Raw genomic sequence first — 21,330 nt, 5'->3', positions numbered from 1 at the left:
CGTCATTCAATTGAAGGCAAGGGAATCCTTCTCAACTTTACCCCCTTGTGACCCGTCAACAATTAATTGACAGACCACTAGTACTCGACGAATATTCATCACCCACCTCTTAATGGTTATATGGCTCATTCTGCCCAGCACAGATCACAAATTCCCCTTATGCCAAAATGACAGTTTTGTAATTTGAGCGGCTACGGTGTGGGTTTGCTCTGGTGCCTGGGTGAAAAAGCGGATGGCCGATCGACTGCACAGGCGTGGGATAGGATGCAAGCGTTGAAACAATTGCAGCTTTGATGGCTTTCAAAGCTGGCAGGTATAGCTGTTGTCACAAAGCTTAGGACATTGGGATCAAAGGGGGAGTGGGGGCGTGCCCCCAGCCAGGGGTTCCACCCCTGCACCCCGTCCTAACCAGTATGGCTATAGCTATATACAAAATTGGGCAGGCATAACGTGACATAAAAAGCCTCTAGCATTTGCTAGAGGCTTGGGCTTTCTTGATTGCACTTGTGCACTATTGAGTGGCACTTGTGCACTATTGATTGAAGTTTTAGCTCGCCCGTTTTGACGGCTTCACTGATAACGGCGCAGTGACAGTCACGCGCTTAGTTTGTTTGAGCTGTTGCAGGGCAACCAGCATTTCCGCTTTCTTGAGATGTTTGTTTTTGCCGTGAGCGTCTCGCCATTTGATGCCTGCTTGCTGACACTGCTGCCGCAGTTGTTCTACTGGAGAAAGCTGACGCTTTGCAGCAATAGTCGCGATCGGTGGAGCAGATAGACTGGCTTGGAGCCTGGTTGCTTGATAATTGCGCCAACCAGGAATTTCTCTGAGACGACGATGCGTATGCATCACAAACGAACTAGCCAGGTAACCAAAACTAAAGACTTCGACAGCGACGGCTGCCTGCGAGAAGAAGTATGCCATTGTTAAAAGCTCCTGAAGACGTTAAGAGGTGTCCCACCTGTTCCAGCAAGGGGAGGGAATGTAGCGAGTGCTGGGAAGTAACGCCGACCATGTGTACCGCATTGGATACCAGAAGGATGGGTTGGGAAAATTGTATAAGATCCCTCGGCGTTGCGCACAAAAAGATGTCGCCCTTTTACGTCTTCAAGCGCTTCGGCAGTGTGTGTGAAACGATCGTCCTGTCAACCTCTGTTCCTACAAGGTCTGGACGTGTGTCCTCTTTGCATAGGGTGGTTCAATCATGGGTGGATGACGTCATCCGCGAGGACTTTTCAAACACCGTCTGGCCCATAATCCAGCATTCAGTGAACTTAAGGAGCAAACGAGTTCAAGACCTGCGCCACTGCGTCAATGAATTTTTCGCCCCAAAGACTGGTGAGTAACCCACATGACAGAATCATCAATGAAGCAATGGTCACTTGAGCGAAATTTAGCTCTAAGGACGACCCATAGGAAATCGGGATGATAACGATAAAAGCACCCAGCGCCGCACCGCCAAGAAAGCGGTAAATGACTTTCGCGCTGGAACGTTGCTTGGGTTTGGTTTCTTCAGAAGCCATAACGAAGTCCCTTTAAAGCTCTACAGTATTGAGTCTCTATGCTTCACAACAGTTATGCCACGAAATTGCTTGCTCTACATGGTAGGGTTCCCGAACCTGTAGCTTCAAACAGTAGACGCTGCGTTTTAACGCCTTGGCTTCATCGGTTATCGTTTCTGCTCTAGTGTTGCTGGTCGATCGCATCAATAACGATTACAGCGACAACGGCTGAGTTTCCTTTAGGATGAAAAATGTTAACGGCAAGGAAACCAGAACCTGTGACAGAGCCAAACAACATGAAGGCAGCAAATGCCTTACCAGACATCCCACTTCCGTTAGCGCGCACGCCTCTATTTGAGTTAGGGGTGAGCCTCAACGCGCGAATGACTGGGTTCTCTGGGTGGGAAATGCCTATACAGTACAGCGGCATTATATATGAGCATCAAGCAGTACGATCGGCGGCGGGCATGTTTGATATTTCCCATATGGGCAAATTTTCGCTAACGGGCGATCGACTGTTGGAACAACTGCAACCATTGGTGCCCTCTGACCTGAGCCGCTTGCAGCCTGGTCAAGCGCAATACACGGTGCTGCTGAATGCCCAGGCAGGTATTGTGGATGACCTGATCTTTTATTACCAGGGTTTGAATCAAATGGGTCAAGAGCGCTGGTATGCGATTGTCAATGCCGCAACGACGCTCAAAGACAAGACCTGGTTGTTAGAGCATCTTGATCAAACGCGAGTGACGTTTCAAGATGACTCAACGACCAAAGTACTGCTAGCGGTTCAAGGCCCTACTGCCGTCAAGCATTTGCAGCCACTGGTGTTGGAAGAGTTATCTACCGTGCCTGCCTTTGGTCATTTGGAGGGCACTGTTCTGGGAGAGCCTGGCTTTTTAGCGCGCACTGGCTATACCGGAGAGGATGGTTTTGAAGTGATGGTTGATCCGTCAGTCGGTGTGGAATTATGGCGATCGCTCCTCAATGCAGGCGTTACCCCCTGTGGGCTTGGCGCACGCGATACGCTTCGTCTGGATGCTGCAATGGCACTTTATGGGCAGGACATTGATGACACGACAACACCACTAGAAGCGGGTTTGGGCTGGTTGGTGCATCTGGATAGCAAAGGGGACTTTATTGGACGATCGGTGCTGGAACAGCAAAAGCAAACAGGCGTCCAGCGTCGGCTCATCGGGCTGCAAATGCAGGGACGCAACATTGCCCGTCATGGCTATCGAGTGTTCTATGATGGTCAGCCCGTTGGTGAAGTCACGAGCGGCACTCAGAGTCCCACACTGGGGCAGGCGATTGGGCTTGCCTACGTGCCCACCGCCCTTGCTAAACTCGATCAGACGCTTGAGATCGAAATTCGCGGTAAACTTTATCCGGCTGTGGTCGTAAAAAGACCGTTCTATCGTCGGTCAAAATAGTGGCTGACTACTGACCGCTCATCGTTCAAATTGCTTCGAGGAGACGACATGACGTTTGATTATCCTGGTGATCTGAAGTATCTGGACTCGCATGAATATGCCCGCCTGGAGGGAGAAATTGCGACGATCGGCATCAGTGCCTTTGCCGTTGATCAGCTGGGTGATATTGTTTTTTTGGAACTGCCGGAGATTGGCGATGCGATCGAAAAAGGCGAGAAATTTGGCACTGTAGAGTCGGTTAAAGCCGTCGAAGACCTTAATGGGCCTGTTACAGGCACGATCATTGAAGTCAATGCTCCACTGATTGAAACACCAGAGCAGCTAGCGGATGATCCCTACGGCGAAGGCTGGTTGCTGAAGGTCAGAGTTAACGATCAGAGTGATCTGGATGACGCACTCTCGGCAGACGAATATCGCCAGCAAGTCGAAGGCGAGTAACTCAAGGTTCGTTTTCACTGTATTCCTGGCAAGCGTTGGTCTGTGGGCTTTTTCACGGTTGCCGATCGTTTGACCTTCGTGCTGTTCGACTCACGCGTACTGAGGTTGGGTCAGTGGGTGCTTGCTCTCTGCCATCCTGCAACGTGTCATCAGCAAAAGGAAACTGCAGCATAAACGTTGTTGTCTCCTTCGTGCTTTCCACACAAATGCTTGCTCCTAGGCGCGCTGCCAACTTCTTCACCAGCGCCAGCCCTAACCCAGTGCCCCCACGCTTCCACGGATCGTGATTGGGAATGCGGTAAAACTTATCGAAGATACGTGCTTGTTCTTGTTTGGAAATCTCAGCGCCTCCATTGATCACGCTGATTTGCAAACGGTCGGTGGTCTTGTGTGCTGCTAAGACGATCGAGGCTCCAGGCGGGGTATATTTGCAGGCATTATTGAGCAGTTCAGCCAGAATGCGTTCCAGAGAAGCTTGTTCAGTGGTTAACGTTGGTAAGGCAGGCGCTATGTCGACATGCAACTGTTGCTGTTGACTATGGGCACGATCGACAAACGGTTCGGCAACGATTGGCAGCCAGGTTGCTAGCTCAATGGGAGCCAGTATGGGGGGTTCAACTTCAGCATCAAGGCGGGTTAAGTCGAGCAAGTCGGTAATCAAGTCAATTTCTCGCTGACATTCATCTTGCAGAATTTGAAGGTAGCGATCGACCTTGGCCGCTTGAGTATTGGGCTTCGCTTGCGGCGGCTCGTTTTGAGGCTGAGCCTGCAGCCGCTCTGGCGCTGGGGCAGGCTGTTCGAGGATCGCACCAGGTGGCTCAAAGTTTTTGAGGCTAATTTCCAGCATATGAATCGCCATCTTGATGTTCGCCATTGGGGTGCGAAGTTCGTGAGAAACCGTGCTGAGAAAGTCATCCTTGAGACGATTGAGCTGCTCTAACTCGTTGACCTGTGTTTGCAGAGCTTGATATAGACGTGACTGCCGCAGGGCGATCGCGCACTGATTTACCACCTGCTGCACCAACCGAATATCCTGTTCTGTGAACACATATTCACAAGGGCTCACAAGCCACAGATCGCCGAGTACCCCCTGGTCGTCCACAATGGGACAGGCCAGCATGACCACGCGACCCCGTTGCGCATTAGGCAGCAGAGAACAAAACTGAAAGTATTGCCCCTGTAAGAGTTGGCGATAGCCTTCTGCAAAGTTATCCATCCGCAAAACGCGGCCATGAATGGGGGCGAGAGAGGCGGCGTACTCATACGAGACGGTGGCAGAGTGTTGCTCCAGGTTGTACAACGCAGCATTGCAGCTTCTCACACCAAGCGCGATCGCAAGCTCTTGTACGGCTGCTTGTAAAATTTGGTTTTCGTCTAGACTGTCGCGGACGCGATCGGTGATGCGCTTGAGCGTCGCTTCAAAATCAAACGCTAGTTGCAGTTGAGCCGTGTGAGTTTGTACCTGCGCTTCTAAATCAAGGCTATGCTGCTGAAGCTGTTGTTGCAGCGTCCGAATGGTCAGTTGATGCTCGACTCGCGCCAACACTTCCTCGACTTGAAACGGTTTGGTGATATAGTCTACACCGCCCACCTGAAACGCTTTCACCTTATCGATGACATTATCGAGGGCACTCAAAAAGATGACTGGAATCTCACGTGTTTGCGGCGATGCCTTCAGCTGTTGGCAGACTTCGTACCCATCCATCGCGGCCATGCGAATATCGAGCAAGATGAGATCAGGCAGGAATGCTTGAGCAACCTTGATTGCCAGGCTCCCGTTGAGCACCTTTCGCACCTCATACCCGTGCTGGCTCAGCATCATCTCTAGTAGACGCAGGTTGTCCGGTCTATCATCGACAACCAGAATATTTTTTTTCGTAGTAGCCTCGCGATGATTATTCATGGAGATGGGTCATACTCCTAATCGCTTCAAGCTGAAGCGTACTAATCAGCTTACTTCCTCAGAAGCTTGAGTGGTTATAGCTGTTGTCACAAAGCTTAGGACATTGAGATCAAAGGGGGAGCGGGGGCATGCCCCCAGCCAGGGGTGGAACCCCTGCACCCCGTCCTAACCAGCATGGCTATAGCTATAGAAGCTGTCAGAATCGCTCTCTTGCGTTCACGGAACGCGCACAAACGCTAAAATAGATAGGATTTGTTCTGCCGAAGGGTTTGACTCTTGTGCTAACTACCCTCATTGCCGACTTTCGCATTATCTTTGAGCGTGATCCTGCTGCCCGCAACTGGCTGGAAGTTTTATTCTGCTATCCAGGTTTGCAAGCGCTCATGTTTCACCGTTTTTCTCATGGGCTTTATCGGCTGGGTTTACCCTTCATCCCCCGGTTGATTTCTCAGTTAGCACGTTTCCTCACTGGCATTGAAATTCACCCTGGAGCGCAAATTGGTCAGGGTGTTTTTATTGACCACGGTATGGGTGTGGTTATCGGCGAAACTGCAATCGTGGGCAACTATGCGCTCATCTACCAGGGCGTGACGCTTGGTGGCACGGGTAAAGAGAGTGGCAAGCGGCATCCGACGTTGGGCGAAGATGTTGTGGTTGGTGCCGGTGCTAAGGTGCTAGGCAATATCGAGATTGGCGATCGTGTTCGCATTGGTGCCGGATCGGTCGTGTTGCGTGCGGTGCCATCAGACTGCACGGTTGTTGGGGTTCCTGGTCGCATTGTGCATCGATCGGGTGGACGGGTCGATCCACTAGAGCATGGGCGTTTGCCTGATTCGGAAGCGCAGGTTATTCGTGCCCTGGTCGATCGGATTGAGTCGTTGGAGCAGCAACTCCAGTTACTGCAAACCAAGCAATCGCTCAACGAATCCCTTCTGCTTGTTTCAGCCGCATCAAGAACAACCAATGGCGATCACGGTTCATCGCTTGTTGACTGCACTGAAACACACGCTGACGCTGTTTCTCGCAGTTGCCGTATTCGTGACAAAGTGATCGAAGAATTTTTAGATGGCGCTGGGATCTAGGGCGATCGCTAAGAAACAAGAATTTAATCACTTCGACACCCCCTGTAGGGGCTCACGATCGTGAGCCCCTACCTGGCAACAATTTGTCGATTTTATTGAATCCACGATTCTTACGCAAACGCTGACAGCGTTTGCCCCCTAGCCTCCCAAGATTGGGAGAACCGAGCTTATTAAAGCCTCCAGAATCTAGCCCTTACCGGGCATACAAGAAAGGGGGTTTAGGGGCAAATGCGTCAATCCTATTACTGATAGAATCAATTATTCTTAGTTTTGAAAATAATAATTAAGAGTGATGGATACCTCAGCATTGAATGCGGGAGTAGCCTTCAATGGCAGGGATGACACTTGAGCAGCTGCGCATTTTTCTAGCTGTGACGACCCATCTACACTTCACCCGCGCAGCGGAGGCACTCTACATTACGCAACCTGCCGTCAGCGCTGTGATTCAAAATTTGGAAGCGGAATACTGCGTCAAACTCTTCCATCGGGTTGGTCGTCGGATTGAAATTACAGAAGCTGGCAAGCTACTTCAGGTTGAAGCGCAAAAAATACTCGATCAGGTTGTGCTGACAGAACGAGGTCTGCGCGAGCTAAACAATCTGCAACGGGGTGAACTCAAGCTGGGGTCTAGTTTGACGATCGGCAATTATTGGCTACCCGAAAAGATTAGCCACTTTAAGCGCGACTACCCCGGTATTTCCGTAAACTGTACGCTTGCCAATGCAAAAGAAATTTGTGAAGGCACTGCAACGGGACTCTTTGATCTCGGTTTGGTGACTGGAGACGTTGACCCAGCGCTTCAGAGCATCCTAGAACAGGAGATTATTGGGGGCGATCGGTTACAAATCGTGGTTGGTAAGGCGCATCCCTGGTTTAAGCGTGCCAGAGTGTCCGTCCAGGAACTGGTCGAAACACCCTGGGTAATGCGCGAATCAGGATCAGGCTCTCAGCAGGTATTTGAGCAGGCTATGCAACGCTGGGGCATCGAACCGGCTGATCTGAATGTGATTTTAGTGTTGAGCAGTAGTGAAATGGTCAGAGCGGTTGTGGAGAGTGGCGTTGGTGCTGCCGCGATTCCCGAACTAATGGTACAAAAAGAACTGCAACTGCTGACATTACGGGCTATTGCCATCACCAATAGTCGCAAAGGATCTGCACCCCCCCTGGAAATCATGCAGCCCGTGTGGAAGCTCAAGCATCGGCAGCGCTTTCAGACTCAGCTCGCGATCGCATTTGAGCAGATGTTAACGACACCTCCATAACCCACCACCGCCGCTACTCAGCGGTCACATAGGCGGCTGTGATGCCACCGTCAACTAGAAACGTCGAGCCATTTACAAACGACGACTCATCGCTTGCCAGAAAGAGTGCTGCGTTTGCAATCTCCTGCGCTTGCGCCAGGCGTCCCGGTGGAATGTGCACCAAACGACGTTGACGACGCGCCGGATCAGACATGAGTTCGGCTAGCAGGGGCGTTTCTACAGGCCCCGGACAAAGTGCATTCACACGAATATTCTGACGAGCAAATTCGACTGCGATCTCACGTGTCAGGGAAAGCACGCCGCCTTTGCTGGCCGTGTAGGCCGATTGGGACGTGGCTGCCCCAACCATGGCGACAAACGAGGCCGTATTAATAATCGAACCGCCGCCTGCCCTTAACAGAGCGGGGATGCCATACTTACAGCCCAGAAAAACGCCCTTGAGATTCACGTTCATCGTCAAATCCCAAACATCTTCCTCGGTTTCCAGTACAGAGCCATCCGCAGGATGAAAGATCCCAGCATTGTTAAAGAGGACGTTTAGTTTGCCGTAAGCGGCTTCAGCCGCTTCAATCATTGCCTTTGTGTCGGCTGCTTTGGAAACATCTGCACGGACAAACACGGCCTCGCCGTTTTGAGTGGCAATCTGTGAAACTGTTTCCTTCCCTGCACTCTCATTTAAGTCGCAGACAACAATCTGGGCACCTTCTTTCGCAAACAAAAGAGCCGCTTCTCGCCCAATCCCACTCCCAGCTCCAGTAATCAGAGCGACCTTGTTGCTTAGACGCATGAACCATTCCTTCGCATAATATGACTTTTCTTACGGTGACGTGAAAGCGAGGAATGGGCAAGAGGGATCAGGGCGAAAAGACGATCGCTATCGTTCAAAAGTAGGCAGCCTTTCGGCTTCAGCGCCCGCCGCTTGCAGCCACTCCTGCAGGGCTGGAAGCGCCAGAATGGCATCAACATACTGCCGAGAAACGTCGTCTAACGGCACATCATAGGTGACGAACCGTAGAGCAACCGGGGCAAACATGGCATCCGCGATCGTGAATTGCCCAAACAGCAACGATCCATCTGTGCCGAACGTTTGACGACAGTCACGCCAGATTGCAGTGATGCGATCGATGTCAGTTTGTACAGCAGACGTCAGCCCTTTGCCAGGAAGCCTGGCGCGACAGTTCATCGGCATGTTGTGACGCAAATCCTGGAAGCCAGAATGCATTTCGGCGCTAATGGAACGGGCGAACGCGCGTGCGGCTTTGTCGGCGGGCCACCAGTGGAGTGTCGGCAAGCCTTCAGCCAGGTAGTCAAGAATGGCGAGAGAATCCCAAACGGTGATAGTGTCATCCAACAGCACGGGGACTTTGCCCGCAGGAGAATAGCGCCGAATGTGTTGGCTAGACTCTGGTGTGTAGAGGGCGATTTGCACCTCGCTGAAGTCTACTCCAAGGTGACGCATGGCTAACCACGGGCGGAGTGACCAGGACGAATAGTTTTTGTTACCAATAACCAGTGTGAATGTCATTTTTGGTAATAATCCTCCTCAATCCATGCCCGAAGTTCGGCTGCCGAGCCAGTAGTGGTCGATCGACCGGTTGCGGGATCATAGGCTTGCCAATAGCGGTGACCAAAGCGATCGCAGCGCTGCCAAACCTGCAACGCTTGGGCGCGCGTCAGTGCCTTGACCAAAGATTGCCCCAGCCGACGCCAGAAACCTGGTTCGTGATCAGCGGCTGTCGGTGGTTCGATCGCACTCGCAACGACGCTCAACGGATCTAATTTCAAGCATTGTTCTAATTTCAAACACTGTTCAACATGGTTCATTGGAGAATTTCCTAGAATGAACGGGATAGTGACTACGCTATCAACGCCTGGAATGACAAACAAATGACCGCGTGTATGGTTTCTATAAATAAAATGGATGGAAGTATAGAAGCAGTCAGCGGTCAGCGGTCAGCCTGAAATTAAAGCTGAGCACCGTATACATCTGTGAACAATGGATTAACCAGCCAATGATGAAGCTTTCTCAATTGCGGGCAATTGTAGCAGTGGCAGATTACAGGAACTTCAGTGAAGCGGCTCTGGAGTTGAATTTGTCTCAGCCTGCAATTAGCCACGCGATCGCCACTTTGGAAGCCGAGTTGGGCGTTTCCCTCTTTTCCAGAGGCCGTCGGGGTGCAGTGCTAACGGCTGCCGGAGAGCAAATTGTTTACCATGCGCGTCAGTCGCTTTTGCATTTAGAGCTGATGCAAAAAGAGGCAAACCTGCAAAAAGGCTTAAATGGAGGACAGGTGCGGATTGCTTCCTTCCGGAGTGTGGCAACGCACGTGCTGCCCATGGTGATTGCCTGTTTTCGCGATCGCTTTCCCAACATTGGCATCACGATCATTGAACGTCCTGACTATCTGGATATCGAGCAGACGTTGCGGGAGGGGCGTGCTGACATTGGCATGACCTATTTACCGACGGGTGCAGAATTTGAGGCGTGGGAGTTGGTGCGCGATGATTACGTTGCCTTGCTGCCACCCAAAACCAGTATCAGAGGTGTGCAGATGACCTGGGAAGACTTAGCCGCTCATCCGCTGGTGCTGCTCCCTTGTTTGCCGTGTGGACGTATCCTGCACAAGCATTTGACCGCCGTTGCCCCACCCATGCGTACTGCAAGCGATATTCAAGAAGACTCGACGATCGTCAGCATGGTCATGCAAGGACTGGGAGCGGCGATTCTCCCCCGTCTTGCCGCAGAACCCATTCCCAGAGATTTATGCGTGCATCTGCTGCCCGATCCGCTCAAGCGAGTCATTGGTGTGGCTGCCCTGTCTGATGCGCTCCATACACCAGCTGTTTTTGCCTTTTTAGAAACGTTGAAAACGTTTGACTTCCACAGTCTAGCCCACGTTGGTTGAGGCACTATTGGCCGAGGTTAGTTACCCGATCGATTTGATGCCGCCCCTAATCTGTCAAGGACTGATCATCTCTCAAAGCTGACAGCTGACAGCTGATAGCTAATAGCTAAGGAAGTAGGAAACTAGCGACTCACCCCCATAGGGTCTAACGAGTGGCTTACAGTAGATGCTCTGGGTGTAATTGCAGAACGCCATGAAAGCTCGACATTACCTGACTTTAGCCGCGATCGTCCTTCTTGGAGCGCTCCTTCGATTCTGGCATTTAGACTTGAAGCCCATGTGGCTAGATGAAGTCATTACAGCGCTGTTTAGTTTGGGTCGCAATTACTATGAAGTGCCGTTGAACGAGGCGTTTTCACTGTCGGCATTGGAGCGGATTTTTATACTGAAGGCAGAAACAAGCTGTGCCCAAATAGCCCAAACGATCGCCAGTCAATCGGTACACCCACCCCTGTTTTTTTGCTGGATGCACGATTGGCTGCGATGGGTAGAGGCAGTGCCGCTCTCGTGGGTTTGGAAGCTACGCGCCTTGCCTGCGTTGATTGGAGTGGTGGCGATCGCTGCACTCTATCAGCTCAACCGTGTTGCCTTCTCTCCAAGGGCAGGCTTGACAGGCGCAATGGTGATGGCGGTCTCGCCCTTTGCTGTGTATCTTTCCCAGGAAGCCCGCCACTACACGCTGCCAATGCTCCTGGTCATTCTGGCGCTGCTGGGACTCTATCAAGTACAAACAGACTTATATCAACGTCAATTTCGCCCTGGCATCTGGATCGGCTGGATCATGGTCAACAGCCTGGGGTTTTACGTCCACTACTTTTTTCTCCTGGCGTTTGTCGCGCAGGTCGCCACGCTGTTGGTCAACATCCTGACCTTCAAGTCCTTGCCCACTGTACACCCTAGCCCCTACACCCTACACCGGCGTCGCGCCCTCATGGCCGTCACCCTCGCGACGACGGCCGTCTGTCTCGCCTATCTACCCTGGTTACCGACGTTTCTCAGCCACATCAGCCGTCCTGAAACCAATTGGATGAAGCCCTTTGAGCCAGACTGGATGGACACGATCGCGCCGCTTTATCAGTTTCCCATGGGTTGGATTTTGATGGCGATCGCGCTGCCCGTGGAAAACCAGCCCGTTTGGCTGGCTGTCGTGATGGTGCTATTGATGGTGGTCTTTACTGCCTGGTTGCTGTGGCAGCTCTCTGGCAGCTTTGGGCCGCTTTGGAGCGATCCCGAAACTCACCTGGCAACGCGGATGCTGGTGATGTTTGTGCTGTGCGTAGTGCTGGAGTTTTTGGCGATCGTCTACATTCTCGGTAAAGACATTACCTCAGTGCCCCGCTACAACTTCCTTTACTTCCCGGCTGTTTGTGCCTTGTTGGGTGCGTGTCTGGCGCAACCGAAGCCACCCAAGCGAGTAGCGACTGGCGAAACACAGAGACAGACACGACCCTTTTCTCCCCCACCGTTTCTCGCTCAGCATGCTCTCATCTGGATCGTGCTCTTTGTCGGCGTGCTCAGCAGTACGCTCGTGGTCTCAAACCAGGTGTTTCTCAAACCGTATCAGCCGGATCAGATTGCCCGACAGGTGCGTCTGGAGTCAGAAGCATCCTTTTTAATGAGCATGGCGTATGGTGATTTGCAAGATGTGGCGTTGGGTCTGAGCGTGGCGCTGGCACTACGTGATACGGGCGATCGTGCCCAGGCGTCCCAGCAGTTGTTTGCCTTCATACCGCGAGTGAGCCCTGCCAATGCCGCCAGCACAGGCGATCGCCCCCAGGCTACACCCACTTATGCGCAAGTTTGGCAAAACCTGGCAGCGCTCAAACAGCCATTAAGCACTCCACTGAGCTTGTGGCTGCTTGCGCCTGGCCTAAGACGAACCGATTATCCACCCGTCCTTTCGCTGCGTCATCCAGCAGGAAGGATGATTGACTGCACAGTCGATCGCGATCGCTTTTACCGACGGGGTATTCCTTACCAACTGTATCGCTGTGAGTCGTGAGGTTTATTCATCCGTTTGCCAACCGTCATAGCCTGGTCGGCTCCCAAAATAGTCCTTGGTGTAATTCTCATCCAGGATTTTTTTCGGACGCATGATGAGAATGACTTCGCCTAATGAAGGCAGATCTGGCAGTGTGTCAGACCATTGGATCTGGAGCTGATCGGCGTCTTCAGCAATGAAGTAGCGATCGCTTCTCCACTCGCGCTGTGCCCGATCTACGACTACCAGCACGTTCTCTTGCTTCCCAGGGAGCGGTGTGGGTAAGTCCTGGCTATTGCACCAAAGCACCACTGGATCGTCTGCCAACAAAATCACCTGCCAGCCAGGTACGGGTACCCAGGCACCCGTGCCCGAAAACTTCACCATCCCAAAGGGCTCAATGGGATCAATCATTGGTACGGCTTGAAAATCGGCTTTCGTCAGCGGTAGCTTGCCCACTACTGGCAGCACTCGTGGCAGATCCTCATCGCTTTCTAAGCGGTAAACCGGCAGCAAGGGGGCAGGGACTGTGCGCACCACGCTGAAATCGGTCAGCAAGCGTTCAATCTGCTTGCGCGCATCGTCGCTATGTACAAACCGTAACCCTCTGGCAATCAGGCGGGAGCGTTCTTGCAAATCCGTTTTTTGGCGTGCAAGTTTCCACGACTGGTGGGCGATCGCATCACCAGGATGATCGGTAAAGCCTTCTGGCGAAGCCGCCAATCGCGAAAATTCTTTGATCGCTTTGGCAACATCCCGCGCTTCATCTGCATCGATTCCTTTCTCAACCGACAAAATGGCCGCTGCCGCCCGCTCTGGCTGCGTTAGGATGCGGAATTCATACAGTAGATCGCTGCCTTTGCGTTCAAAATGGCTTTTGACTGCCTCCGGCACCCCAGCACTCACAGCACTGGTATACACCTGGCTACCAACAATGATCTGGTTTTGCTGAATGGGCTCAAAGCCAGTAGCCTCAAAAATTGCTTGAGGACTATGACCCGCTTTTTGCAACGTCTGGCAAGCCTGTCCCCATTCAACCCAACTGCCTTCTTTACGCCGCAGCGCTTGCAATAAGCTCTCTACATCCACATCGGCTTGAGGTTGAGGCTGGGAAAAATTTTGAGGAGTCTCAGTCATACAGCGTCAACTGCCCTTGCTGGTTGCATTGATTGCTTACTAACCTTCATCGTATCGCAGACGGAGACCAAGCGTATCTCTGCAATGTCGGCAAACTGGCATCAGAACACGGCAGTTTAATCGCCGTTCTGAACAACGATGCCGATCGAGCACCTGCTACAGCCGCACAAGCTCTTGTTTGGCAACGCTCACCAATTGGTCAGCACCTCCCTGCTCCAGCGTTTGATACTGCGCATTTTGCAACCCAATCTCTCCACTGAGTCAAACTTGTGAGCGTCTCCCCGCTCAAGCCTGAGCTTACCCAATGTAGTTAAAGAGGTTAAACAGTGCTCACTCATCGCGTCACCCGTGATTGAAAAGCACGGGCTCACTGGGAACAGTGCACTAGCGGGACTAAAGTTTGATCGAGCAAGCCTTGAACTCATTTCAACGGATTTCGCACTGTTCACCCGGTCTAATTACGGGTGGGATGACTTTGCAGGCGTCCTGCTGAGTGCGGACAAAAGAGACTCTAACTGTTCAACCGCGATCGTTTGGCTAAAGTGCGAGATTGCCTTTTGTTGCCCTTTGCGGGTCATTGTCTCCCAAGCATCGGGTTGGGTCGGCAACGCTGACAAGCACTCAGCCAGGTCTAAAGGGTTTTCCGTTTCAAAGATGAGTCCATCCTGCCCATGCTCTACAATTTCGCGCGAACCACCTGTGCCACTAGTAATGAGCGTGAGTCCCGCTGCCATCGCTTCTACCTGGCTAATACCAAACGGCTCTTCAAACCGCGACGGAAAGACGAGCACATTGCAGCGCTGATAGAGTTCACAAAGTTCCTGTCGCGACAAAACGCCAGGAAAGTGAATACAATCTTGCAACCCTTCAGACTTGCTAAGCTGCTGTAAGGCTTGCACAAATTCAGGCTGAAACGTTCCGCCTGCGATCGTCGCTGTAAATTCAATTCCCACTGCCTGCAATAGACAGAGCGCTTCCACCAGAATATCTGCCCCCTTGTAGGGCATTACCAAACTCGCATAAGCAATGCGTAGCCGATCGCGAGGCGGCAGATCTGCCTGATAAAACGCTTCGATGGCGGCACCCGGATAAATCGTTTGGGCCGTTGCCGCTGGATAGCCTTGTTGCTGTAGCAGGCCACTGACCCAATCACTGCACGTAATGTAGCGGTACAGAGGACTTTGTGGTGTCAGGGAGGGCAGATAACCAGGATGTGCATTCATGACATAGTGAGCGATCGCGATCGGCACCGCTAACACCTGCTCCAAAAGCTCCACAGGCAAAAACGTAGCATTTCCCACCAGACAAACATCAGGTTGAAACGCCTGTAAGTGCTGCGTGAGCGTTTGGCTATTTTGGCGCTTAACATCGGCAATCCGTTGCTCAGAAAACCACTCTGGCCCTCGTTCTGGGTGCCACTGACCGCAGAGCAACAGACACCGTTCCACTTGAGGCTCTGAGTAAGGGTTGGGATGACTACTAAAAAACGCGGGTGTATCACTCGTCAGCACCAGTAGCTCATGCCCCCGCTGTTGGAGCAGTCGAGCAAAATCGGCGATCGATCGCTCATAGCCTCCCAGGATTTGAGGTGGATACAAGTTCGTGATGACGAGAATTTTCATAAAGTAGCCATCAAATACTTTGCAACGATGGTTGTCGTTAGATGATTGGTTGGATTCGCTATCAGCTATCAGCTATCAGCTATCAGCTATCAGCTATCAGCTATCAGTTATCAGCCACATTTGCAAACGGCTGTAATGTATCAGGACACGCTAACCACTGACCACTGACCACTCCTAACGCTCAATATACGCTTGCCACATTTGCTTGTAGGCGTGCTCCATTTCACGGGTGAATTGCTTTGCGTTCCATAACGGCGCTGTTTGACGCGATCGCTGTAGTTTCCAGGCCACCTGCTGCCGCAGTGCAGCGTCTTTGCCAAACCGGATGCCCCACTCCACGTAGGCTTCATTCGTCCAGGCAATGCCCTCTTCAATCCCTGCATTCACCATCATGGTGTAACTATTGCGACTGGCGAACTGTTCTCCCACTCGCGTGACCAATGGAATGCCCATCCAGAGCGTTTCCATCGTGGTTGTGGCACCGTTATAAGGGTAGGTATCCAGCACCACGTCGGCGATGGCTAAGTTGGCCCGATGCACCGCTTCGGCTGGGACTTCTGGTAAAAAGCGGAGTCGTCCACTCGAAACGCCCTCTGCTTCTGCCACCTGGGCAAAGTACGTTTGGATGGCTCGATCGTCTGTGATGCCTTTAATAAGTAGGTAACTGTTGGGCACGGCAGCGATAATGCGCAGTTGCGATCGTACCGTTTCAGGGTGTCGCTTAGAGGCACTCTGTCCACTCAGATAAATGATGGCATCGGCTGGAATGCCCAGGTCATCGCGACGCAGGGTGGGAATACCGATTTCAAACCCATCAACCGCAAGATAGGTTTGGGGCAAGCGCCAAATTTTTTCGGCATAGTGGGCCTCAGCCGCATCTGAAAGGACATACGGATCAGCGATGAAGTAGTCGATCGCAGGCAGCCCTGAGGCATCCCAACCTAACCACGTCGCCTGAATCGGTGCGGGCTTGAGCGCCATCACTTCCGAGCACACATCGGCGGTAATGCTGTCCAGGTCAATCAAAATATCGATATCGTCTTGATAAATCTGCTCCGCGATCGCGAGTCCATCGCGACCCAGCTTACGGGCATGATCAACCTGTTCCACAAACCAATCCTGAAGTGAATCGTTGCCTTGATGGTAATTCCAGAAGTACCCGTAAAGTTCAAACTGTTCGCGATCGTGATGCTGAAGCAACCAGCGAGACAACCAACCCACCGAGTGCCGTCGCATGCAGTGCGAAAAATAGCCAATGCGTCGGCGTTGGTGAGTATCCGGGCGATCGCGTCGGCGTGCTAAACCCTGCTGATAGCGGGTTGCGGCTTCGGCGGCATAGGTTCGAATACTGGACTGGCATAGCGTCAGTAGATGGTTTTGTGCCAAACGGTTACCCTCCAGGTCGTCTCGTACGTAGGGTAAAAAGAAGGTTGTGGTCACCAAGCGGAGTGCCGTACTTTGGTCGAGCGGTGCCGTTTGCGAGTCTGCTAGCGATCGCAGCAACGATTCCTGAAGGGATGCTAGCTCAAAGATTTCTTTCCAATAGCCGCCCGCGCGAGTGAGTGCCCGCAACAGTAGAAACGCACCAAACACCTGGTCAGGCAACGATCGCGCTAAGATGCACCACTCACGCGCCGTCTCAATGCCCTGCTCATGCTGCCCTGCATTCTGATAAAAGGTCGATAAATGGCTGAGAACCTCTAAGTCCTGGGGGCATCTTTTCTGACACAGCTGGACGTAGCGAATCGCCAGCGAGGGACAGTTCAGTTCATAGGCAATAACAACGGATGTCAGCATCAACGTATGCACGACCGCTAACGGGTCAGCGGCAAGATCAAGCACCACTGCCGCAAAATCCAGAAGTGCTGGATCTCTGGGAGCGTACTTGAGGACGGTTTGCAAGGCTTGCGTGAGCAACGCTTGATCGATTACGGCAGGATTGCTCGTCGCCGATCGCAGCAGTTCGGTCACACCCCATGCCGCCAAATCTTCTCCAGCGAAGCGATTCAGCTCGATCGCGCGTTGTATCAGGTGCAGCAGATTGTGCACATCATGAGGAGCGACTTCCCGTAGATACTGCCGCAGCAGCCAAGCGAGTTCGTGGTTAGCACTGGCTTCTTGTTGCTCTGCCTGCGATCGGAGAAACTGTGCCAATTCGTCTGTCCACTGCTCAATCTGCTCGGCGTCACCGTCCATCATTGCCATCATCCACACGGTCTGCGCTTCTGCCTCTTCGCCAAGCAGCAGAGACGCCAGGCCTAAATGCCAGTAGTGTGCTTTGACCTGCGGTTCTGCGTCGATCAGCTGTTGATAGCGATCAATGGCTTGACCATAGTCACCCTTTGCCAAACAGAGTGCTGCCTGTTGCCAATTCGATTGCGTGTCCGAAGCGTCTTGAACCATCATGATGTCACCAATGCCCAAGGAGATGGGGTGCCCTCCGGCTTCCAGTATGCCCTTAGCCGTCTCAGCTGTGATCAGTCGCGATCGATTGGTCACGATCGTGCATGTTGGCACAAGACCTTGATTGACCGACGAGGCTTCGGTAGGGGCAGGTTTAGTAGATAGCGAACTAGCTCACAGTCAAGACTCCAGCGAAACCTGCCCTTGCAGCAGCGATTCGTAGCGACTGTCTTGAACGTCAAGCAGCAGTGCGACCCTGTAGAGTGAAACCTTTTTCAGAAATCACCTTAATGGCTCTAAGAGCGTTAATCTGTGAGCCCAAACATGCGGGCATAAATATTTGAGCTTGAAGCGTGTCTGCTAACTGAGATGTCGGTAGGATAGTTCATCTAGCCCTGAGTGAGGTCGGATAACCTTGATCGGCATCCGCTTCCTTATGGCAGGCTAAAATCTGCAATCTAAACGCTCATGGTTTCCGATCGCATTCGCATACTGTTCAACCGTATTGCCCCTGTCTACGACCAACTGAACACCTGGTTGAGTTTGGGGCAGCACCGCATTTGGAAGCAGATGGCGGTGAAGTGGAGTGGCGCAACAGTAGGGGATTCGTGTCTCGATGTGTGCTGCGGCAGTGGCGATCTGGCCCTGCTGCTGGCAGAACAGGTTGGCCTGCCTGGACACGTGACTGGACTTGATTTTGCTACGGCGCAGCTGGCGATCGCAGCGCAACGTGCTCAAGCACGCTATCCCAAGCCACCGCTGACCTGGCTGGAAGGCGATGCGCTGGCACTCCCGTTTCCTGACAACCACTTTGATGCGATCACAATGGGCTACGGCTTGCGGAACGTCACCGATATTCCAGGCAGCCTCAAAGAGCTTTACCGGGTGCTCAAGCCCAGCGCCAAAGCGGCCATTCTCGATTTTCATCGCCCATCGAATGCCCAGATCCGAACCTTGCAGCAATGGTACCTGGAGGCGATCGTGGTTCCCGCCGCAAAACAATTTGGCCTGACGGAAGAATATGCCTACATTGCGCCCAGCCTCGATCGCTTCCCTACGGGCACCGAGCAGATCACACTGGCACGCCAGGCTGGCTTCGCTACTGCCACACACTACCCCATTGCGGGCGGTACGATGGGAGTGTTGGTGGTGATGAAAGGCTAAAGGATAATAAATCATTTAGCCTTTGGCGTTTAGCCTTCATCCTTTATCCTTTATCCTTTATCCTTGCTCTTCCTTGGATCTCTCCTCGCTCTGGCTTTTTCTGGGTCCTCCGATCGTTGGCGGCATCATTGGCTACTTCACCAATGACATCGCCATCAAAATGCTGTTTCGCCCTTACACTGCTCGCTACATTGGTGGGCGTCGAATCCCGTTTACGCCGGGGCTGATTCCCCGTAACCAGGAACGTCTGGCGAAGCGCATTTCTGACACCATCATGGGGTCGCTGCTGACGCCAGAAGAATTGCAAAAGCTGGCGAAACGACTGCTTGAAACCGAGCGGGTGCAGGCGGCGATCCTGTGGTTGCTGAAACTAGGGCTGGAGCAAATTGAAACCGACAAGGAACAAAAAACGGCGAAAGTGCTGGCAAGCATTCTGCGTGACTTGCTTGGCGAGTCATTGCCACGGTTGCTCAAAGTTTTAGCTCGTCGCGAGGATTTTTTAGAAGCTCAGCTGAATCAGATTTTTGATCAGGTGCTGCTGGAGTTTCAGTTGAATGATGAACAGTCCATCAAACTGGCAGACTGGCTGCTGCAAGTTGTTGTACCACCGGATACGCTTCGTTTAGCACTCATCGACTTTTTGACCGATCGCAACATCCAGGTCATTGATGAAGGGTTTCGAGAACGCACGAGTGGTACCTCCTGGGTGGTCGCAAACTTGTTTGGCGTCCGTAATTCCTTAACGCGGCTGCGAGCTTTCTGTCTGGACGAAAAGGAAGCTAGCAATACACGGATTGCCGAGTTGATTTCGACCCTCACCCTGCGACGACGCTTGCAAGAATGGCTGCAAAACCTCTCGCTGCAAAATCTGCCCATCTCGACTGTACGCCAACTGCGGAAAACCCTGCGCGATAGCGTGCGTGTGTACATTCAAGAGAAGGGGTCTGATGTTCTTCAAGAGTTAGGTAAATCGGTTGATTGGAATAATGTGGCGACGGTCATCCTCAACCGCTTACGGACTTCTGAAGTCGTCAATGCCTCTCTGGAGGTCGTCAGTCTAGATTTGGCGCTGATTCTAGAGCGTTATCTAGAACGGGATTTGGAATCACTCGTGACGCAAGCCATTCCTATTTTGAATATCGATCAAGTCATTATCGATCGCGTTAAGGCCACCTCTCCTGCCGAGTTGGAAGGCGCAATCAACGGCATTGTCCAGAGCGAGCTACAGGCGATCGTCAACTTGGGCGGCATTCTGGGCTTCGTCATTGGGCTCCTTCAAGCGGCCTCGCTGCTGTTACGCTAAACCCCGCTACGAGACCTCTCTCAAAGAACTCGGAGGTCTACACGCCTACCAGGGCAAGCGGCTGCCATCCCATGAGAAGAACTCGCCGCTATCGCTTTCTTGCAGTCGATCGAGGACGGCCAACAGTTGCTGAACCGTACGATCGACCGTAAACAATTTCTCTGGCGGCACATTGCGCTGAAAGGGTTTGGATAATTGGGTATCCGTTGTGCCGGGATGTAAGGTCACGACGATCGCCCGTGGGCAGGTGCGCTTGTATTCAATGGCCGTCGATCGCATGAACATATTGAGTGCGGCCTTCGATGCTCGATAGCCATACCAACCGCCCAATTGGTTATCGCCAATGCTGCCTACTTTGGCGGAAATAGTCGCAAGAATAGCGCGATCGCGATGCTTTAACAACGGCTGTATCTGCTTTGCCAACAGCACGGCACCAATGCTGTTTACTTGAAAATAGTGCAGTAACTGGTCTGTATTGAGTTGCCGCAAACTCTTTTCTGGCTGCATGGTGCCATCATGCAAGAGGCCCACACAATTGATGACCAGGTGAAGCGCTGGTGTCTCTGTTTGGATATCTTTGACCACAGCCGCAATCTGTGTTTCATCAGTCAGATCCATTGGCAAACAATGAAGACGCGCATCGTCGATCGACCGTAGCTCTGATTGCGGGTTGCGATAGGTCGCATAGAGGCGATCGACCGGGTTGCTTTGCAGCAAGTGCCGCACAAACGCTAACCCAATTCCTTGTCCGGCTCCAACAATGAGAGCGTTTTGGGGACTGCGATCGCTCACTGCCCCGATGGAATCAATCACCACTTGCACCATTAATAAAAAGTGTTCTCAACACACGACAAACTCCCCGACTTCTTCGACTCGACTTTAGCCATTTGGGCGGAGCAATAGGCTCCACAAAATGTGAAGAAAATGGAGTCAAGCCAGCACCGAACAATAGGCTTGGCTCCATTGTGATTGTTCATTAAACTGATGCTGAGTCTATCAAAAGAGAGGGCCGAAGTGTTTGCTCCGTTTCCAGTCTTCTTTGTGCCGCAGCGGCGTTGGCAGAAGGGGGCAGTGATGTTGGTGGGAGCCATCCTGTGTCCAGGCCAGCGCACGGTGAGTCGGGTGTTGCGGATGCTGGGGTGAGGGCAAGACCGACACTATGGCAACTACTACCGGAGGTTGAGTCGCGTGGGGTGGAG

At 52.4% G+C, this 21,330-nt stretch carries 19 protein-coding genes; 8 read left to right on the top strand and 11 right to left on the bottom strand.

The window, feature by feature from the left end; all coding sequences use genetic code 11:
* Window positions 1-547: 547 nt before the first annotated feature.
* Window positions 548-922, bottom strand: a complete 375-nt coding sequence (locus C7B82_RS04940; RefSeq protein ID WP_106255197.1) for a hypothetical protein — start codon at window positions 920-922, stop codon at window positions 548-550.
* A 350-nt stretch (window positions 923-1,272) separates the two neighbouring features.
* Entirely contained in the window at window positions 1,273-1,521 is a 249-nt protein-coding gene (locus tag C7B82_RS04935) for a hypothetical protein (RefSeq protein WP_106255196.1), read from the bottom strand.
* Window positions 1,522-1,751: 230 nt separating this feature from the next.
* Between C7B82_RS04935 and gcvT the strand changes: the two genes are divergently transcribed.
* On the top strand, window positions 1,752-2,930 hold the full coding sequence (gcvT, locus tag C7B82_RS04930) for a glycine cleavage system aminomethyltransferase GcvT (RefSeq protein WP_425443599.1): 1,179 nt from the start codon (window positions 1,752-1,754) through the stop codon (window positions 2,928-2,930).
* A gap of 48 nt (window positions 2,931-2,978) precedes the next feature.
* Window positions 2,979-3,368, top strand: a complete 390-nt coding sequence (gcvH, locus tag C7B82_RS04925; protein WP_106255195.1) for a glycine cleavage system protein GcvH — start codon at window positions 2,979-2,981, stop codon at window positions 3,366-3,368.
* Window positions 3,369-3,420: 52 nt separating this feature from the next.
* On the opposite strand, the gene C7B82_RS04920 is transcribed toward gcvH, so the two are convergent.
* The gene (locus C7B82_RS04920; RefSeq protein WP_106255194.1) at window positions 3,421-5,271 is read right to left on the bottom strand and encodes a hybrid sensor histidine kinase/response regulator; all 1,851 of its coding nucleotides are present in this window, start codon (window positions 5,269-5,271) and stop codon (window positions 3,421-3,423) included.
* 278 nt (window positions 5,272-5,549) lie between these two features.
* On the opposite strand from C7B82_RS04920, the gene cysE reads away from it, so the two are divergent.
* Window positions 5,550-6,353 (top strand): serine O-acetyltransferase, encoded by an 804-nt coding sequence (cysE, locus tag C7B82_RS04915; protein ID WP_106255193.1) that lies wholly within the window; start codon window positions 5,550-5,552, stop codon window positions 6,351-6,353.
* A gap of 338 nt (window positions 6,354-6,691) precedes the next feature.
* The gene (locus C7B82_RS04910; protein WP_106255201.1) at window positions 6,692-7,615 is read left to right on the top strand and encodes a LysR substrate-binding domain-containing protein; all 924 of its coding nucleotides are present in this window, start codon (window positions 6,692-6,694) and stop codon (window positions 7,613-7,615) included.
* Window positions 7,616-7,628: 13 nt separating this feature from the next.
* On the opposite strand, the gene C7B82_RS04905 is transcribed toward C7B82_RS04910, so the two are convergent.
* The 3 genes from C7B82_RS04905 to C7B82_RS04895 all read right to left on the bottom strand — a co-directional run bounded on the left by C7B82_RS04905 (window position 7,629) and on the right by C7B82_RS04895 (window position 9,439).
* The gene (locus C7B82_RS04905) at window positions 7,629-8,402 is read right to left on the bottom strand and encodes a glucose 1-dehydrogenase (protein ID WP_106255192.1); all 774 of its coding nucleotides are present in this window, start codon (window positions 8,400-8,402) and stop codon (window positions 7,629-7,631) included.
* An 87-nt stretch (window positions 8,403-8,489) separates the two neighbouring features.
* Complete coding sequence (locus tag C7B82_RS04900) at window positions 8,490-9,140, bottom strand: glutathione S-transferase family protein (protein WP_106255191.1); 651 nt, start codon at window positions 9,138-9,140, stop codon at window positions 8,490-8,492.
* Window positions 9,137-9,439 carry a hypothetical protein gene (locus tag C7B82_RS04895; RefSeq protein WP_219904023.1) on the bottom strand — a complete coding sequence of 101 codons (303 nt, stop codon included), beginning with the start codon at window positions 9,437-9,439 and terminating at the stop codon, window positions 9,137-9,139. The genes C7B82_RS04900 and C7B82_RS04895 overlap by 4 nt, the downstream gene beginning before the upstream one ends.
* Window positions 9,440-9,630: 191 nt before the next feature.
* Here C7B82_RS04895 and C7B82_RS04890 point away from each other — a divergent pair, with 191 nt between their 5' ends.
* Window positions 9,631-10,521 (top strand): LysR family transcriptional regulator, encoded by an 891-nt coding sequence (locus C7B82_RS04890; protein WP_106255190.1) that lies wholly within the window; start codon window positions 9,631-9,633, stop codon window positions 10,519-10,521.
* A 193-nt stretch (window positions 10,522-10,714) separates the two neighbouring features.
* On the top strand, window positions 10,715-12,523 hold the full coding sequence (locus C7B82_RS04885) for a glycosyltransferase family 39 protein (RefSeq protein ID WP_106255189.1): 1,809 nt from the start codon (window positions 10,715-10,717) through the stop codon (window positions 12,521-12,523).
* A 3-nt stretch (window positions 12,524-12,526) separates the two neighbouring features.
* On the opposite strand, the gene C7B82_RS04880 is transcribed toward C7B82_RS04885, so the two are convergent.
* The 3 genes from C7B82_RS04880 to C7B82_RS04870 all read right to left on the bottom strand — a co-directional run bounded on the left by C7B82_RS04880 (window position 12,527) and on the right by C7B82_RS04870 (window position 17,778).
* Window positions 12,527-13,639, bottom strand: a complete 1,113-nt coding sequence (locus C7B82_RS04880) for a RuBisCO accumulation factor 1 (protein ID WP_106255188.1) — start codon at window positions 13,637-13,639, stop codon at window positions 12,527-12,529.
* 458 nt (window positions 13,640-14,097) lie between these two features.
* A complete protein-coding gene (locus C7B82_RS04875) occupies window positions 14,098-15,261 on the bottom strand; it encodes a glycosyltransferase family 4 protein (protein WP_106255187.1) in 1,164 nt (387 codons plus the stop codon).
* Window positions 15,262-15,435: 174 nt separating this feature from the next.
* Window positions 15,436-17,778 carry an O-linked N-acetylglucosamine transferase, SPINDLY family protein gene (locus tag C7B82_RS04870; protein ID WP_245939737.1) on the bottom strand — a complete coding sequence of 781 codons (2,343 nt, stop codon included), beginning with the start codon at window positions 17,776-17,778 and terminating at the stop codon, window positions 15,436-15,438.
* Window positions 17,779-18,132: 354 nt separating this feature from the next.
* Here C7B82_RS04870 and ubiE point away from each other — a divergent pair, with 354 nt between their 5' ends.
* Window positions 18,133-18,828 carry a bifunctional demethylmenaquinone methyltransferase/2-methoxy-6-polyprenyl-1,4-benzoquinol methylase UbiE gene (gene ubiE / locus C7B82_RS04865; RefSeq protein ID WP_106255186.1) on the top strand — a complete coding sequence of 232 codons (696 nt, stop codon included), beginning with the start codon at window positions 18,133-18,135 and terminating at the stop codon, window positions 18,826-18,828.
* 73 nt (window positions 18,829-18,901) lie between these two features.
* Window positions 18,902-20,131 (top strand): DUF445 domain-containing protein, encoded by a 1,230-nt coding sequence (locus tag C7B82_RS04860; protein WP_106255198.1) that lies wholly within the window; start codon window positions 18,902-18,904, stop codon window positions 20,129-20,131.
* A gap of 45 nt (window positions 20,132-20,176) precedes the next feature.
* Here C7B82_RS04860 and C7B82_RS04855 read toward each other — a convergent pair whose 3' ends face one another.
* Both C7B82_RS04855 and C7B82_RS33005 read right to left on the bottom strand, forming a co-directional pair.
* Complete coding sequence (locus C7B82_RS04855; protein WP_106255185.1) at window positions 20,177-20,956, bottom strand: SDR family NAD(P)-dependent oxidoreductase; 780 nt, start codon at window positions 20,954-20,956, stop codon at window positions 20,177-20,179.
* Window positions 20,957-21,127: 171 nt separating this feature from the next.
* Window positions 21,128-21,330: hypothetical protein (locus tag C7B82_RS33005; RefSeq protein WP_219904021.1), on the bottom strand; the 203-nt coding region annotated here is incomplete at its 5' end.

Source organism: Stenomitos frigidus ULC18 (assembly GCF_003003795.1).
GTDB classification, from domain to species: Bacteria; Cyanobacteriota; Cyanobacteriia; order Leptolyngbyales; family Leptolyngbyaceae; genus Stenomitos; species Stenomitos frigidus_A.
Note: the sequence above shows the minus strand (reverse complement) of the source record. Positions and strands in the feature narration are given on the sequence as shown.

What these genes read in the sequence shown, in the direction of transcription:
- C7B82_RS04940 (WP_106255197.1), bottom strand. Translation starts at nt 922, where the DNA reads ATGGCATACTTCTTCTCGCAGGCAGCCGTCGCTGTCGAAGTCTTTAGT.
- C7B82_RS04935 (WP_106255196.1), bottom strand. Translation starts at nt 1,521, where the DNA reads ATGGCTTCTGAAGAAACCAAACCCAAGCAACGTTCCAGCGCGAAAGTC.
- gcvT (WP_425443599.1), top strand. Translation starts at nt 1,752, where the DNA reads ATGTTAACGGCAAGGAAACCAGAACCTGTGACAGAGCCAAACAACATG.
- gcvH (WP_106255195.1), top strand. Translation starts at nt 2,979, where the DNA reads ATGACGTTTGATTATCCTGGTGATCTGAAGTATCTGGACTCGCATGAA.
- C7B82_RS04920 (WP_106255194.1), bottom strand. Translation starts at nt 5,271, where the DNA reads ATGAATAATCATCGCGAGGCTACTACGAAAAAAAATATTCTGGTTGTC.
- C7B82_RS04910 (WP_106255201.1), top strand. Translation starts at nt 6,692, where the DNA reads ATGACACTTGAGCAGCTGCGCATTTTTCTAGCTGTGACGACCCATCTA.
- C7B82_RS04905 (WP_106255192.1), bottom strand. Translation starts at nt 8,402, where the DNA reads ATGCGTCTAAGCAACAAGGTCGCTCTGATTACTGGAGCTGGGAGTGGG.
- C7B82_RS04900 (WP_106255191.1), bottom strand. Translation starts at nt 9,140, where the DNA reads ATGACATTCACACTGGTTATTGGTAACAAAAACTATTCGTCCTGGTCA.
- C7B82_RS04895 (WP_219904023.1), bottom strand. Translation starts at nt 9,439, where the DNA reads ATGAACCATGTTGAACAGTGTTTGAAATTAGAACAATGCTTGAAATTA.
- C7B82_RS04890 (WP_106255190.1), top strand. Translation starts at nt 9,631, where the DNA reads ATGAAGCTTTCTCAATTGCGGGCAATTGTAGCAGTGGCAGATTACAGG.
- C7B82_RS04885 (WP_106255189.1), top strand. Translation starts at nt 10,715, where the DNA reads ATGAAAGCTCGACATTACCTGACTTTAGCCGCGATCGTCCTTCTTGGA.
- C7B82_RS04880 (WP_106255188.1), bottom strand. Translation starts at nt 13,639, where the DNA reads ATGACTGAGACTCCTCAAAATTTTTCCCAGCCTCAACCTCAAGCCGAT.
- C7B82_RS04875 (WP_106255187.1), bottom strand. Translation starts at nt 15,261, where the DNA reads ATGAAAATTCTCGTCATCACGAACTTGTATCCACCTCAAATCCTGGGA.
- ubiE (WP_106255186.1), top strand. Translation starts at nt 18,133, where the DNA reads ATGGTTTCCGATCGCATTCGCATACTGTTCAACCGTATTGCCCCTGTC.
- C7B82_RS04855 (WP_106255185.1), bottom strand. Translation starts at nt 20,956, where the DNA reads ATGGTGCAAGTGGTGATTGATTCCATCGGGGCAGTGAGCGATCGCAGT.